This is a genomic window from Mesorhizobium sp. XAP4, assembly GCF_029269325.1.
GTDB classification, from domain to species: Bacteria; Pseudomonadota; Alphaproteobacteria; order Rhizobiales; family Rhizobiaceae; genus Mesorhizobium; species Mesorhizobium ciceri.
The window spans coordinates 735,792-749,195 of the sequence record NZ_JARIXW010000003.1; the positions used below are offsets into that span (position 1 = coordinate 735,792).

A 13,404-nucleotide genomic window follows, 5' to 3' on the forward strand; every position below is an offset into this window, starting at 1 on the left:
ATCAGCCCCATGGCTCCAATTGCTTGCGACGTGTGATCAGGCGTTGTCTTCGTCGCCCTCGAACTCGGTGTTCGGATCGAAGAAGTTCTCCGGCCGGGCGTTGTCGTTGATGTCGTCGCCATAGATGGCTTCGGCGGTGGTCAGCGTCTCGCCCTTGGCCTGGCGCTCGGCTTCGTCGGCCGTGCGGGCGATGTTGAGCGTGACGGTGACCTCGACTTCCGGATGCAGCGCGATCGCCACATTGGTGACACCGATGGTCTTGATCGGCTGGTTGAGCAGGATCTGGTTGCGGTTGATCGAAAAACCTTCCGCCGTCAGCAGATCGGCGATGTCGCGGGTCGAAACGGAACCGTAAAGCTGACCGGTTTCGCCGGCGGAGCGAACGGCGATGAAGCTCTTGCCGTCGAGCTTTTCAGCGACCTGGGCCGCTTCCGACTTGCGCTCGAGGTTGCGGGCTTCAAGCTGGGCGCGCTGGCCTTCGAACTTCTTCTTGTTGGCTTCGTTGGCGCGCAGCGCCTTGCCCTGCGGCAGCAGGAAGTTACGGGCGAAGCCGTCCTTGACCTTGACGGTATCGCCCATCTGGCCGAGGCGGGAAACGCGTTCGAGAAGAATGACGTCCATGGATTTGTTCCTTTGGTTGGACGCCAATCGATCGATGAGATCGGCGCCGAATGTCTTGGGAACAGGTCAGGAAGCTTGAGCGCCTTTGGCGCTGGTGTCGCTGTCCTGCCTGTGCGGCAGTTAGAGGTTTTGACCTCAACCCGGGATTTGATGTTCAACCCTGCGGCGCCCGTCGCCGTGGGAGAAGAGCGGGCGGCGAACCGCCCGCATTTGAGATATTAGCGAACCACGTAGGGCAGCAGGCCGAGGAAGCGGGCGCGCTTGATCGCCTTGGCGAGTTCGCGCTGCTTCTTCTGGCTGACGGCGGTGATGCGCGACGGCACGATCTTGCCACGCTCGGAAATGTAGCGCTGCAGCAGACGCACGTCCTTGTAGTCGATCTTGGGCGCGTTGGCGCCGGAGAACGGGCAGGTCTTGCGGCGGCGATGGAACGGGCGCCGGGTCGGGATCTGATTGATGTCGACCATTATTCTGCACCCCCTTCAAAGCCTTCGCGCGGACGGCGCGGACCACGATCGGCACCGGCGTCGCCGAACGAGCGCGGCGGACGATCGCCACGGTCGCCGCGATCACGATCGCCGAACGAACGCGGACCACGATCGCCACGGTCACGGTCGCCGAAGCCGCCGCGTTCCGAGCGCTCTTCGCGCTTCTGCATCATGGCCGACGGGCCTTCCTCATGCGCCTCGACCTTGATGGTCAGGAAACGCAGCACGTCTTCGGACAGGCCCATCTGGCGCTCCATCTCGTTGAGCGCGGCCGCCGGGCAATTCAGGTCCATCAGCGTGTAGTAAGCCTTCCGGTTCTTGTTGACCCGGTAGGTGAGGGACTTCAGTCCCCAGTTCTCGACCCGGCCGACGGACCCGCCATTTGCGGAGATGACACCCTTGTACTGTTCGACAAGCGCATCGACCTGCTGCTGCGAGAGGTCCTGCCGGGCAAGAAACACATGTTCGTAAAGAGCCATTATGTCTTATGCCTTTCTTCGTTTCTCTCCCGGTTCCCGGCGGCAAAAGCCTCTGCAACTTCTCTGACCCGCAAACCCTCGAGGGGCAGGGGGAAGAAAGGAGCATGACGAGACGGTCGAGAGCGGAGACACGGGAGGCGGAAGCACTTCCGGCTTCACACGAAGGTTCTGAAAAACCTCCGGCCCTCCGTTCAGCCCCCAGCAAGGACCGGCAGATTGCGGGCGTCTATACAGCAATCCGGCCGCAAAGCAAGGGCAAGCGGCATTCCCGTGTGTCGCAGGCGACGATCGGGAGCAGCAACGGCCGGAGTCGTGGTTTCCGGCAACCACGTCTTAACCACACCAGCAGGTTGTGTGGAGTTGAAGCCTGGCCGTCAACGGTCGATTCATCATGGAAGGCGCAAAAGCCCGGACAACCGCGCAAAAGCGGCAAGCATTTCCGGGGGTAAGGATGCTTCTCAACAAATTCTGGCGCTCGAAGAGCGGCAATTTCACGCTTGTGCTGGGACTGGGTTTGCCGGTCATCCTGACGGCAGTCGCTTTCGCAACCGATGTCTCGACCCTTATGCGGGCCAAGAGCAATTTGCAGAACGCTCTCGATTCGGCAAACCTTGCTTCTTCGCACCTTGGCGATCTCGACATCACCCGCAATGACGCTTTCAACCGCTATTTCCAGGCCAACATCGTCGGTCATGGCGAGCTCGACAATGCGCAGGCGACGTTGACTGTCGACAAGGGCGTCAACTTCGTCAAGACCAAGGCGGTTGCCTCGGCGGACGTCCATCTCAACTTCGCCTTCCTGTTCGGCGACAGCAAGCACATCGTGGTCGATGCCTCGGCGGTCGAATCGAACAACCAGCTCGAAGTCGTGCTGGTGCTGGACAACACCGGCTCGATGGCCGGCGCGCGGATGACGGCGCTGAGGACGGCGACAAAATCGTTGCTCGACACGCTCGAAGCGGCGAAATCGCCAACGCGCAAGATCCGCGCCTCGCTGGTTCCTTTCGTGACGGCCGTCAACGTCAATGGCGACGGCTTCGACCCGTCCTGGATCGACATGGACGGCAAGTCCTCAACCAACGGCGTCAATTTTCCCGTCATCGACGGCAAGCGGCCGAACCACATGGCGCTTTTCAAACAGCTCAAGAAGACCGGATGGGCCGATGCCGGATGGAATGGCACCGGATGGAAAGGTTGCGTCGAGGCGCGGCCAGGCGCTTACAATATCTCCGACACGCCACCCGACCCGGCCAAGCCCGACACGCTGTTCGTGCCCTACTTTGCGCCGGATGATCCCGAAGACGCCCAGAAGCCGTCTGGCTCCTATGGCAATTCGGATAAATACTACAACAACTCCTATCTCAACGATGTCAGCGACAAAACCAGGCTTGCCCAGTCGGGCATCAACATTCTGGGCATCGATCTCAGCAACCTGCTCGGCAATCTCATCGAACTTCTGTCGCCCGATGACAGGGATGCCAGGGAAAAGATCGCCAAATATGTTGCGCCCGCCAAGGAACTCATCACCGAGATCGGCTCTCCCGTCACTGTCGGCCCCAACCGTGCGTGTCCGACCCCGGTGGTCCCCCTGACCGACGACTTCGACAAGCTGCGCAAGGCGGCCAGTCAGATGACCGAGTGGAATGGCTCGGGTACCAATGTCTCCGAGGGCCTGTCATGGGGTATGCGTGTGCTGTCGCCCGCCGCGCCCTACACCGACGGAGCGCCGTGGAAGACGCCCGGCATCAGCAAGATCGTGCTGTTGCTCACCGACGGCGAGAACGTCGTCTATGGCCAGCGAACAAGAACCGACAAAGTCGGATTACACATCCTATGGCTATCTGGCTGGCGGCCGCTTCGGATCGGACAACCAGACGACCGCTGCGCGCAATGTCGACGGCTGGACCAAAAACGTTTGCACGCAATTGAAGAACGAGGGCGTGCAGATCTACACCATGGTGCTGCAATCCGACACCGCAGCCAACCGTGCGCTTTACAGCGCCTGCGCCTCGGATCCGAGCAACTATTATGCCGTCAACGATCCGACCAAACTGCCGAACGTGTTCCTTCAGATCGCCAACAACTTCACGAAGCTGCAATTGACCAACTGAACACGCGAACCGAGACGGACCAGCAGGCTCTGAGGAAATCGCTGGCCTCAACTCGTATGCGCGGCGACAATCTTGTCGACCGTTTCGGGGAAGAAGTCGGGCGCTGCGTGGCGTTTGCCGAACATCATATCGTACTGCAGCAGGCGGAAATCGCGGATCGCCGGATCGATCTCCTTCTGCCGCGCCCAATCGGGCGTGGCCTCGCCAGCCGGCGTCAGCAGCAAATTGCGGTCGACGACACGGTAGTGTTCGCTCATCTCGCCCAGGAAGCCGGTGTAGTAGGGATGGCTGATGCCGGCCGTCTTCAGGATATGATAGGGCAGGAAGGCCGGGCTGACAGCGCCCATGTGCTCAGCCGGCCCGGTGCGGTTCGACCAGATGACCAGCGGCGTCTCATGATGCTCGAGGGCAGCCTCGGGCGACGCTTCCTTGCGCGGCGCGACATTGTCCTTCAGGAAGCCGGTTTCGACATAGACCGGCCCGAGCGGCGGCAGATGGTCGCCGAAGAAGGCGATCACGGTTGGGCGGGAGCGTGTCTTTGCCCATTCGACGAGGCGTTCGAGACCGCGATCGGCATCGGCTGAGCCTTCGGCGTAGCTGAGCAGCGATTCGCGCGCCCACTGGCTGATCGGCGCCTGCACCCTGTGCGTGGGACTGTAATAGCGGTTCGGTTCGTAGGGACCGTGGTTTTGCAGGCTGACCGCAAAGAAGAATACCGGCTCTTCGCTGGCGTCGGCCTCGCTGATGATCTCGTCGGTCATCGCGGCATCCGATGCCAGTGGCCCGCGCTTTTGCATTGGCGGCAGCGTCTCTTCCGACTTGAAATCGTTGAAGCCGAAATCGGCGTAGACCGCGCCACGGTTCCAGAACCAGTTGGTGCCCGGATGGATGGCGCGCGCCCGATAACCCTGGCTCTTGAGGAAGGTTGCCAGCGACGGCGTCGGCGTGCGCACATATTGCTGGTAGGGGATGCTGCCGGCCGGCAGGAACGCGTTGGAGAAGCCGGTCAGCGCCTCGAACTCGATATTGGCGGTCATGCCGCCGAACTCCGGCGAGAACATCGAGCCGGAGCGCAGCGCCCGCACATTGGGGATCGGATCGGGCGTGATGGTGACGCCGGGCAGCTTGGTCGGGTCCCAGAAGGACTCGCTCATGACGATGATGATGTCAGGCTTCTCGGCCGGCACCGAGGCGGTCACATCGGGCCTGGCGATCGCCGCGATCGCCTTGTCGGAATAGCCCGGCGGCGCAGAGACATGCGCCATCGGCACATTGAGCGCAAAGGCCAGCGCAAAACCGTTGGAGGCATAGTTTTCCTTCTGGTCCCACATGATCGGGATGATCTGCAACCGGTCCCTGGTCCAGGAGAACGTGGCATAGTCCATGATCGAAACGAAGAAGGCGAGCAGCGGCACTGCCAGCGTCAGCCGCGCAAGGCGTCCCTTGCGGCTGAGTGCGGGAACCTTGCGGCGCCACATCCGCCAGCCATAGACGAGCAGCGACAGGCCGGCGACGATGCCGACGACCATGGCGAGCGCGGTCATCGGCCGGTCGCGCACCAAAAGCGGCAACAGCGCAAAGATCTGGCGGGCATAGAGGAAATCGGTCGGATAGAGCGGATCGCCGAGATAATGCGACTTCTGGTGGCCGACGAAGGCAAGCGATAGCGTCAGCGGCGCGACGATCATCAGGCTCTGATGGCTGCGGCCCAGCACCGCATCGAGGCCGATCAGGATCAGCGCGAACACGACGATGGTGGTCCAGCCCGGCTTGAGCGGCTGCAGGAAGAAGGAGACCGTGCCGGCAAAGTCGCCGCGCACGATCAGTTCGATGGCAAACACCAGGACGGCGGCGATCGCCAGGCTGATCAGCCCATAGCGCACGACCGGCCATCTCCTGCCCGGCAGATAGCCGGTGGAGGGGTCGTCTTCCAGGAACTGTGGCGCGGCCTTGCCGGCGCGTTTGTAACTCTTTGCCACTTTAACTTCCCCACCCAGCGACAAGCACGTCACTCGATTGTCATGGAATTGTCACGCAAAGCTAGCGCCTGTGGCCAAAATAAGAAGAGCCAGCAAACGAATCGTGAGCGGTTTTCATCAGGAGTGATCGCCAAAAAGCCTTTCGGAACAGGCACTCGGCGGATGAAGCTGCCGTCGAGCAGGGTCGAACCGGGCTTGACTTGGCGGCCTGCCTTGCGTCACAGGCAAGAAAAACTCGTCTATCAGGCAAGCAAAACCAGCCCTTGGGAGCCCGCGCATGGCCGTTGCATTCACCTTTCCTGGACAAGGCAGCCAGGCAGTCGGCATGGGCAAGGATCTCGCCGAGGCCTGTCCCGAGGCGCGCAGAATTTTCCAGGAAGTCGACGACGCGCTCGGCGAAAACCTGTCGAAGCTGATCTGGGAAGGGCCGGAAGAGACGTTGATGCTGACCGCCAACGCGCAGCCGGCGCTGATGGCGGTGTCGCTGGCCGCGATCCGGGCGCTGGAATCGCGCGGCTTCTCGCTGAAAGGCAAGATCGCCTATGTCGCCGGTCATTCGCTGGGCGAATATTCGGCGCTCGCGGCCGCTGGCTTCGTTTCGGTTGCCGATGCCGCCAGGCTGCTGCGCATCCGCGGCAATGCCATGCAGGCGGCGGTGCCGGCCGGCGAGGGCGCCATGGCGGCGATCATCGGATTGGAACAGGCCGATGTCGAAGCAGCCTGCGCCGAGGCTGCCAAAGGCTCCGTCTGCCAGATCGCCAACGACAATGGCGGCGGCCAACTGGTCATTTCCGGCGCCAGGGCCGCGGTCGAACTGGCGGCGAAACTGTGCACTGAGAAAGGCGCCAAGCGCGCACTGATGCTGCAGGTGTCCGCGCCCTTCCATTCGGCGCTGATGGCGCCGGCCGCGAACGTCATGCGCGACGCACTCGCCGGTGTGACAAAGAATGCGCCGGTCGTTCCCGTCCTCTCCAATGTCACGGTCAGCCCGACCAGCGATCCGGACGAGATCGCCCGCCGCCTGGTCGAGCAGATAACCGGCCGCGTACGCTGGCGCGAGACCGTGGAGTGGTTCGGCGCAAATGGCGTCACCACGCTTTATGAGATTGGCGCCGGCAAGGTGCTTTCGGGATTGGCGCGGCGCATCAACCGCGACATCGCCACTGCGTCGGTCGGCTCGGCGGCTGAGGTCGAGGCGACGCTAGCAGCGCTTGCATAAAGCCCCATTTGATCCCATTCCCTGCAAAGGGGTGTTCTCTTCTCAATCAGGAGACAAAAATGTTCGAATTGACTGGCCGCAAGGCGCTCGTCACCGGCGCATCGGGAGGCATCGGCGAGGCGATCGCCCGGATGCTGCATGCGCAAGGCGCGATCGTCGGCCTGCATGGCACCCGCATCGAGAAATTGGACGCGCTGGCTAGCGAGCTTGGCGACCGGGTCAAGCTGTTCCCGGCCAATTTGTCCAACCGTGACGACGTCAAGGCGCTCGGCCAGAAAGCCGAGGCCGATCTCGAAGGCGTCGACATCCTGGTCAACAACGCCGGCATCACCAAGGACGGGCTGTTCGTGCGCATGTCGGATGCCGATTGGGACAGCGTGATCGAGGTCAATCTGACCGCCGTTTTCCGGCTCACCCGCGAACTCACCCATCCGATGATGCGCCGCCGCCATGGCCGCATCATCAACATCACCTCGGTGGTCGGCGTGACCGGCAACCCCGGCCAGACCAATTACTGCGCCTCCAAGGCCGGCATGATCGGCTTCTCCAAGTCGCTGGCGCAGGAGATCGCCACCCGCAACATCACCGTTAACTGCGTTGCACCAGGCTTCATCGAATCGGCAATGACCGACAAGCTCAACGACAAGCAGAAAGAGGCGATCATGGCGGCGATCCCGACGCGGCGCATGGGCACCAGCGTCGAAGTCGCGTCCGCCGTCGCTTATCTCGCCTCCAACGAAGCCGCCTACGTCACCGGCCAGACCATCCACGTAAATGGCGGCATGGCTATGATTTGAACGAGGTTCTGCAGCAACGCCGGCGGGTTGTGTAAAGAGACCATTTCGGCTTGGACCTCAGCTATTTTTCGTGTAATGCGACCCGCAACCCGGCGGTTCGGGCAAAAATCGGTCCGTAGTCGTTGCGTTTCCGGCAGGACCATCTTTCAGCTTGATTAGCGGCATTCTGCCCGCTAACGAAGACAGACAAACAAAAGACGAGGATGCCCAAATGAGTGACACCGCAGAGCGCGTCAAGAAGATCGTCATCGAGCACCTTGGCGTCGATGCCGACAAAGTGACGGAGCAGGCGAGCTTCATCGATGATCTGGGCGCCGACAGCCTCGACACGGTCGAACTCGTCATGGCGTTCGAAGAAGAATTCGGCGTCGAGATCCCCGACGACGCGGCCGAGACCATCCTGACCGTCGGCGATGCCGTGAAGTACATCGACAAGGCTTCGGCCTGACGCTTTCTGCAGTCATCACCGGGGAGGACCTGCGATGAGGCGTGTCGTCGTCACGGGCCTTGGCTTGCTGTCGCCGTTCGGCATGGGCTTCGAGCACAGCTGGAAGGAGCTTCTGACCGGCCGCAGCGCTGCCAAGCGCATCACCGAGTTCGAGGTGGAGGACCTTGCTTGCAAGATCGCCCACGTCATTCCGCGTGGTGACGGCAGCAATGCCACCTTCAATCCCGAGGCCGTGCTCGAGCCGAAGGAATTGCGCAAGATCGGCGACTTCATCCTGTACGGGATTGCCGCCGCCGACGAGGCGCTGAAGGATTCCGGCTGGGAACCCAAGACGCATGAAGAGCAATGCGCCACCGGCGTCCTGATCGGCTCCGGCATCGGCGGCATCGAGGGCATCGCCGAGAACGCGATGGTTCTCAAGGAGCGCGGCCCGCGCCGCATCAGCCCCTTCTTCATCCCGGGCCAGATCATCAATCTCGTCTCCGGGCAGGTTTCGATCCGGCACGGGCTGAAAGGCCCGAACCATGCCGTCGTCACGGCCTGTTCGACCGGCGCGCACGCCATTGGCGATGCTGCCCGGCTGATCATGTGGGGCGATGCCGACGTGATGGTCGCCGGTGGCGCCGAAGCGCCGGTGACGCGGCTGTCGATCGCCGGGTTCGCCGCATGCCGGGCACTGTCGACGGAACGCAATGATTCGCCGCAAACGGCGTCGCGCCCCTATGATCGCGACCGCGACGGCTTCGTCATGGGCGAGGGCGCCGGCGTTGTCGTGCTCGAGGAGCTCGAACATGCCAAAGCGCGCGGCGCCAAGATCTATGCCGAGGTGACGGGTTATGGTCTCACCGGCGACGCGCATCACATCACGGCGCCCGCCGAGGATGGCGATGGTGCCTTCCGTTGCATGACGGCAGCACTCAACCGGGCCAAGCTTACGCCTGCCGACGTCGACTACATCAACGCGCACGGCACCTCGACCATGGCCGACACGATCGAGCTCGGCGCTGTCGAGCGGCTTGTCGGCAATGCCGCATCGAAGATTTCGATGTCGTCGACCAAGTCGTCGATCGGCCATCTGCTTGGGGCGGCCGGCGCCGCCGAAGCGATCTTCTCGATCCTTGCCATCAGGGACAATGTCGCGCCGCCGACCATCAACCTCGACAACCCCGAACGCGAAACCGCGATCGACCTGGTGCCGAACAAGCCGCGCGCCCGCCAGATCGACGTGGCGCTGTCCAATTCGTTCGGCTTTGGCGGGACCAATGCGTCGCTGGTCTTCCAGCGCTACAATGGCTGATCGTCCGGCTGCCGGGCGACGCTTTGGCGTGCCGCCAATTTTGCCATATTCGCCTCTACTCTGCCGCTGGGGATTCGTTGGGCGATCAAACGGTAGGGCGAAATGAACACAAATCCGGCAGGCAACGGAGAATTCGGGCAACGGCCGGCAACATCCGGACCGATCGTGCCGAAAACGGCCAGCGAGGCGTTGCGGCCAGAGGCCGGCACGCCGCCGCCGAAGCGCTCGCGTGCGTCACGCAGCCAGGTCGTCGTGTTCATGAACTTCGTCATCTCCTCGGTGATGCTGGTGGTTCTGGCGGCCGGCGTCGCGGTCTATTTCGGCAAGCAGGAATTCACCGAGCCCGGACCCTCCGCTAATGGCGATACCTTCCTGGTCAAGCCGAACACCGGCGTCCAGGATATCGCCGACCAGCTCGAACGCCGCGGGCTGATCAGCGATGCCCGGGTATTCCGCCTTGGCGTGCGCGCCTTCGGCAATGATTCGGCGCTGAAAGCCGGCGAGTACGAGATCAAGCCCAGGGCTTCCATGCGCGATATCATGGAGCTTCTGAAGAGCGGCAAGTCGGTGATGTATTCGCTGACCATCCCTGAAGGACTGACTGTCGACCAGGCATTGCAGCGCATCGCCGAGGAGACTGCCTTGAGCGGCGACATGCCGGCAACCACGCCGCCGGAGGGCAGCCTCGCCACCGACACGCTGCGCTTCACGCGCGGCGCGACACGCCAGCAGATGGTCGACAAGCTGCTTGCGGATCAGAAGAAGCTGGTTGACGATGTCTGGCAGCGGCGCGCGCCGGACCTGCCGCTGGCCAACGTCGAGGAGTTCGTCACGCTGGCTTCGATTGTCGAGAAAGAGACGGGCAAGGGTGACGAGCGTTCACGGGTTGCCGCCGTCTTCCTGAACCGGCTTGCCAAGGGCATGCGCCTGCAATCCGATCCGACCATCATCTACGGGCTGTTCGGCGGCAAGGGAAAGCCGGCGGACCGGCCGATCTACCAGTCGGATATCCAGAAACAGACCCCCTACAACACCTATGTGATCAACGGCTTGCCGCCGACGCCGATCGCCAATCCGGGTCGTGCAGCGCTGGAGGCGGTGGCCAACCCATCGAAGACCGACGACCTCTATTTCGTCGCCGACGGCACCGGTGGGCACGTCTTTGCCGCGACGCTGGACGAGCACAACGAGAATGTCGCCCGCTATCGCGCTCTGCAGAAGAAGCAGGCGGATGACGTCGCCAAAGCCGCCAAGACGACCGGCGGCGGCGACAGCGATGCCGTCAAGCCGGCGGACGGTGGGCCGGCCGACAGTGGGCCTGCTGACGGTGCCGACGACAGCGGCGGTGACGCGGGCGCTGCCCAGTAGAATGAAGAAAGGCGTTGCCCGACAGGCGACGCCCTGACATTTGCAAGAGCGCCGCGCGTCCGATTTCGACGCGCCTGCGGCGCAGTCATTTTCAAGCCGCACTTGCTCTGTCCGGAAAGCCGGTTCGGGGCAATGTGCCAGGGACGTGTGGGCGATATGAATTTGCAGAGCATGACCGGTTTTGCACGTGCCGTCGCCGAGCACGAAGGCACTTCGATCGCCTGGGAGGTCAAGTCCGTCAACGGCAAGAGCGTCGAAGTACGGCTGCGGCTGCCGCAAGGCTTCGAGCGGTTGGAACCGGCTGTCCGGCAGATACTTCAGAAACGTTTCGCACGCGGCAATTTTCAGGCGACGCTGACCATCGGCCGTGCCGTCGGCGCGCAGGCGCAGCCGGTCGTCAACGAAGCCTTCCTGAAGGACCTGGCCGGGCTCGCCAAGCGGCTGCAGGAGCAGTTCGGCGTTGCTGCGGCGACCTCGGATGGACTGCTGTCACTGCGCGGCGTGCTCGACATTCCCGAAACTGTCGAAACCGAGGAGGCGAGGGCCGCGCTCGATGCCGCGATCATGGCCGCGCTCGAAGTGGCCTTGAACGGGCTCGAACAGGCTCGGCAGGGCGAAGGGGCCGCGCTGGCTTTGCTGCTGTCGGGCCATATCGACGCAATCGAGGCGCTGACGCTGCGGGCAGAAGTGGATCCATCCCGCGAGACCGCGGTGATCCGGGAACGCATCGCCGAGCAGGTCAGGCTGCTGATGGACGCTTCCGCCAATTTGGATGCCACCCGACTGCACATGGAGGCCGCGTTCCTGGCCACCAAGGCCGATATTCGCGAAGAGATCGACCGGCTGAAAACGCATGTCGCATCCGGCCGGGCACTGCTGGTGGGCGGCGGCGCGGTCGGTCGCAAGCTCGATTTTCTGGCACAGGAATTTAACCGCGAATCGAATACGCTGTGTTCCAAGTCGAATGCCGCCGCCATCACCGCGATCGGGCTGGACCTGAAGGCGGTGGTCGACCAGTTTCGTGAACAGATCCAGAATCTGGAGTAGCCGATGGTTGCCAAGGATTTGGGGTCCCGCATTCGCCGCCGGGGCCTGATGCTCGTCCTGTCGTCGCCGTCCGGCGCCGGCAAGTCGACGATCGCGCGCAATCTTCTGGAAAGCGATTCCAGCCTCGAACTGTCGGTCTCGGTCACCACCAGGCCGCGCCGCGGCAGCGAGATCGAAGGCGTCCACTATCATTTCCGGACGATGCGCGAATTCGAGCGGCTTCGTGATTCCGACGCGCTGCTGGAGTGGGCCGAGGTGCATGGCAATTGCTATGCGACACCGCGCGAGCCTGCCGAACTGGCGCTGTCTGAAGGGCGCGACATGCTGTTCGACATCGACTGGCAGGGCGCCCAGCAGCTCAAGGAGAAGATGCGCGCCGACATCGTCTCGATCTTCATCCTGCCGCCATCGATGAAGGAGTTGAAGGCACGGCTGAAGCGCCGCGCCGAAGACCAGGAAGCGGTGATCGAAACGCGGTTGAAAAACGCCCGCAACGAGATCGAGCACTGGAAGGAATATGATTTCGTCATCGTCAATGATGACCTCGACCGCGCCTTCGCCGAAGTGCGCGGCATCGTCGTCGCCGAGCGGCTGAGACGCGACCGCCGGCCAGGCCTGTTCGATTTCGTCTCGGGACTGTTGGACGAGAAGACGGGTTGAGGCGGTGAAGCGCCAATCTCCCCCACGAGGGGGGCAGATCGGCAGCTTCTTACACCGCGTTTGTCAACCTTACAAACTCCTCGACGCTGAGCGTCTCGGCGCGGCGTGTCGGATCGATGCCGGCGCGGTCGAGCAGGGCCTCGCCGCCGAGGCTCTTAACGCTTTGCCGCAGCATCTTGCGACGTTGGCCGAAGGCGGCTTCTGTGACGCGGCCGAGTTTCTTCACCTCGGTGGGCAGGGGCATCGGGCGCGGCACAAGATGCACCACCGAGGAGGTGACCTTTGGCGGCGGCGTGAATGCCTGTGGCGGTACGTCGAAGGCGATCCTCGCCTCCGTCCGCCAGCCGGCAAGGACCCCCAGCCGGCCATAGCTGTCGCTGCCGGCGGGAGCGACGATGCGCTCGGCCACCTCGCGCTGGAACATCAAAGTCATCGAGGTGTAGAAAGGCGGCCAGTCGCTGACGGTCAACCAGCGCACCAGCAGCTCCGTGCCGATGTTGTAGGGCAGGTTGGCCACGATCTTGACCGGGCCGCCATTGCCGGTCGCTCGACTGGCAAGGCCCGTGAAATCCGTCTTCAGCGCATCGCCCGAAACAACCTCCAGCCGGCCGGGATAGTGGTCGGACACTTCGGCAAGAGCAGCCAGGCAACGTTCGTCGCGCTCTATGGCGATCACCTGGCGCGCTCCGTTGGCAAGCAAGGCGCGGGTCAGCCCGCCGGGACCGGGGCCGACCTCGATGACGGTTGCATCGGACAAGTCGCCGGCGGTGCGGGCGATCTTGCCGGTGAGGTTGAGGTCGAGCAGGAAATTCTGGCCGAGCGCCTTCTTCGCCTGCAGCCCATGACGCTCGATCACCTCGCGCAACGGCGGCAGCCCGTCGATGCTCATG

13 protein-coding genes and 1 pseudogene are annotated in these 13,404 nt (G+C 63.0%); 9 read left to right on the forward strand and 5 right to left on the reverse strand.

What is annotated here, in order from left to right:
* Nucleotides 1-36 precede the first annotated feature (36 nt).
* The 3 genes from rplI to rpsF all read right to left on the reverse strand — a co-directional run bounded on the left by rplI (nucleotide 37) and on the right by rpsF (nucleotide 1,588).
* Entirely contained in the window at nucleotides 37-621 is a 585-nt protein-coding gene (gene rplI / locus P3C39_RS16995; RefSeq protein WP_013532521.1) for a 50S ribosomal protein L9, read from the reverse strand.
* A gap of 218 nt (nucleotides 622-839) precedes the next feature.
* Nucleotides 840-1,088: a 30S ribosomal protein S18 gene (gene rpsR, locus P3C39_RS17000; RefSeq protein ID WP_006203718.1), complete on the reverse strand. Its 249-nt coding sequence runs from the start codon at nucleotides 1,086-1,088 to the stop codon at nucleotides 840-842.
* Nucleotides 1,088-1,588, reverse strand: coding sequence for a 30S ribosomal protein S6 (gene rpsF / locus P3C39_RS17005; protein WP_013532520.1), 501 nt, complete (start codon nucleotides 1,586-1,588; stop codon nucleotides 1,088-1,090). Before rpsF ends, rpsR begins: the two co-directional genes overlap by 1 nt.
* A 451-nt stretch (nucleotides 1,589-2,039) precedes the next feature.
* Here rpsF and P3C39_RS17010 point away from each other — a divergent pair.
* Both P3C39_RS17010 and P3C39_RS17015 read left to right on the forward strand, forming a co-directional pair.
* A pseudogene (locus tag P3C39_RS17010) lies at nucleotides 2,040-2,144 on the forward strand (hypothetical protein); the annotation flags it as partial.
* A gap of 1,234 nt (nucleotides 2,145-3,378) precedes the next feature.
* The gene (locus P3C39_RS17015; RefSeq protein ID WP_275953905.1) at nucleotides 3,379-3,699 is read left to right on the forward strand and encodes a hypothetical protein; all 321 of its coding nucleotides are present in this window, start codon (nucleotides 3,379-3,381) and stop codon (nucleotides 3,697-3,699) included.
* Nucleotides 3,700-3,746: 47 nt separating this feature from the next.
* On the opposite strand, the gene P3C39_RS17020 is transcribed toward P3C39_RS17015, so the two are convergent.
* The gene (locus tag P3C39_RS17020) at nucleotides 3,747-5,678 is read right to left on the reverse strand and encodes an LTA synthase family protein (protein ID WP_024504319.1); all 1,932 of its coding nucleotides are present in this window, start codon (nucleotides 5,676-5,678) and stop codon (nucleotides 3,747-3,749) included.
* A 277-nt stretch (nucleotides 5,679-5,955) separates the two neighbouring features.
* On the opposite strand from P3C39_RS17020, the gene fabD reads away from it, so the two are divergent.
* The 7 genes from fabD to gmk all read left to right on the forward strand — a co-directional run bounded on the left by fabD (nucleotide 5,956) and on the right by gmk (nucleotide 12,514).
* Nucleotides 5,956-6,897, forward strand: a complete 942-nt coding sequence (gene fabD / locus P3C39_RS17025; RefSeq protein WP_275953586.1) for an ACP S-malonyltransferase — start codon at nucleotides 5,956-5,958, stop codon at nucleotides 6,895-6,897.
* A gap of 59 nt (nucleotides 6,898-6,956) precedes the next feature.
* The gene (gene fabG, locus P3C39_RS17030) at nucleotides 6,957-7,694 is read left to right on the forward strand and encodes a 3-oxoacyl-[acyl-carrier-protein] reductase (RefSeq protein WP_275953585.1); all 738 of its coding nucleotides are present in this window, start codon (nucleotides 6,957-6,959) and stop codon (nucleotides 7,692-7,694) included.
* Nucleotides 7,695-7,905: 211 nt separating this feature from the next.
* Nucleotides 7,906-8,142, forward strand: a complete 237-nt coding sequence (locus tag P3C39_RS17035; RefSeq protein ID WP_006203723.1) for an acyl carrier protein — start codon at nucleotides 7,906-7,908, stop codon at nucleotides 8,140-8,142.
* Nucleotides 8,143-8,176: 34 nt separating this feature from the next.
* Nucleotides 8,177-9,439 (forward strand): beta-ketoacyl-ACP synthase II, encoded by a 1,263-nt coding sequence (fabF, locus tag P3C39_RS17040; protein WP_275953583.1) that lies wholly within the window; start codon nucleotides 8,177-8,179, stop codon nucleotides 9,437-9,439.
* A gap of 102 nt (nucleotides 9,440-9,541) precedes the next feature.
* On the forward strand, nucleotides 9,542-10,807 hold the full coding sequence (mltG, locus tag P3C39_RS17045) for an endolytic transglycosylase MltG (RefSeq protein WP_013532514.1): 1,266 nt from the start codon (nucleotides 9,542-9,544) through the stop codon (nucleotides 10,805-10,807).
* Between the two features lie 156 nt (nucleotides 10,808-10,963).
* Nucleotides 10,964-11,854 carry a YicC/YloC family endoribonuclease gene (locus tag P3C39_RS17050; protein ID WP_275953582.1) on the forward strand — a complete coding sequence of 297 codons (891 nt, stop codon included), beginning with the start codon at nucleotides 10,964-10,966 and terminating at the stop codon, nucleotides 11,852-11,854.
* A gap of 3 nt (nucleotides 11,855-11,857) precedes the next feature.
* Entirely contained in the window at nucleotides 11,858-12,514 is a 657-nt protein-coding gene (gmk, locus tag P3C39_RS17055; RefSeq protein WP_013532512.1) for a guanylate kinase, read from the forward strand.
* 49 nt (nucleotides 12,515-12,563) lie between these two features.
* Here the strand turns inward: gmk and rsmA are convergent, their stop codons facing one another.
* Nucleotides 12,564-13,403 carry a 16S rRNA (adenine(1518)-N(6)/adenine(1519)-N(6))-dimethyltransferase RsmA gene (rsmA, locus tag P3C39_RS17060; protein ID WP_127370435.1) on the reverse strand — a complete coding sequence of 280 codons (840 nt, stop codon included), beginning with the start codon at nucleotides 13,401-13,403 and terminating at the stop codon, nucleotides 12,564-12,566.
* Nucleotide 13,404: the final 1 nt, after the last annotated feature.

Coding starts and splice junctions, on each gene's coding strand:
- rplI (WP_013532521.1), bottom strand. CDS start 621: ATGGACGTCATTCTTCTCGAACGCGTTTCCCGCCTCGGCCAGATGGGC.
- rpsR (WP_006203718.1), bottom strand. CDS start 1,088: ATGGTCGACATCAATCAGATCCCGACCCGGCGCCCGTTCCATCGCCGC.
- rpsF (WP_013532520.1), bottom strand. CDS start 1,588: ATGGCTCTTTACGAACATGTGTTTCTTGCCCGGCAGGACCTCTCGCAG.
- P3C39_RS17015 (WP_275953905.1), top strand. CDS start 3,379: ATGGCCAGCGAACAAGAACCGACAAAGTCGGATTACACATCCTATGGC.
- fabD (WP_275953586.1), top strand. CDS start 5,956: ATGGCCGTTGCATTCACCTTTCCTGGACAAGGCAGCCAGGCAGTCGGC.
- fabG (WP_275953585.1), top strand. CDS start 6,957: ATGTTCGAATTGACTGGCCGCAAGGCGCTCGTCACCGGCGCATCGGGA.
- P3C39_RS17035 (WP_006203723.1), top strand. CDS start 7,906: ATGAGTGACACCGCAGAGCGCGTCAAGAAGATCGTCATCGAGCACCTT.
- fabF (WP_275953583.1), top strand. CDS start 8,177: ATGAGGCGTGTCGTCGTCACGGGCCTTGGCTTGCTGTCGCCGTTCGGC.
- mltG (WP_013532514.1), top strand. CDS start 9,542: ATGAACACAAATCCGGCAGGCAACGGAGAATTCGGGCAACGGCCGGCA.
- P3C39_RS17050 (WP_275953582.1), top strand. CDS start 10,964: ATGAATTTGCAGAGCATGACCGGTTTTGCACGTGCCGTCGCCGAGCAC.
- gmk (WP_013532512.1), top strand. CDS start 11,858: ATGGTTGCCAAGGATTTGGGGTCCCGCATTCGCCGCCGGGGCCTGATG.
- rsmA (WP_127370435.1), bottom strand. CDS start 13,403: ATGAGCATCGACGGGCTGCCGCCGTTGCGCGAGGTGATCGAGCGTCAT.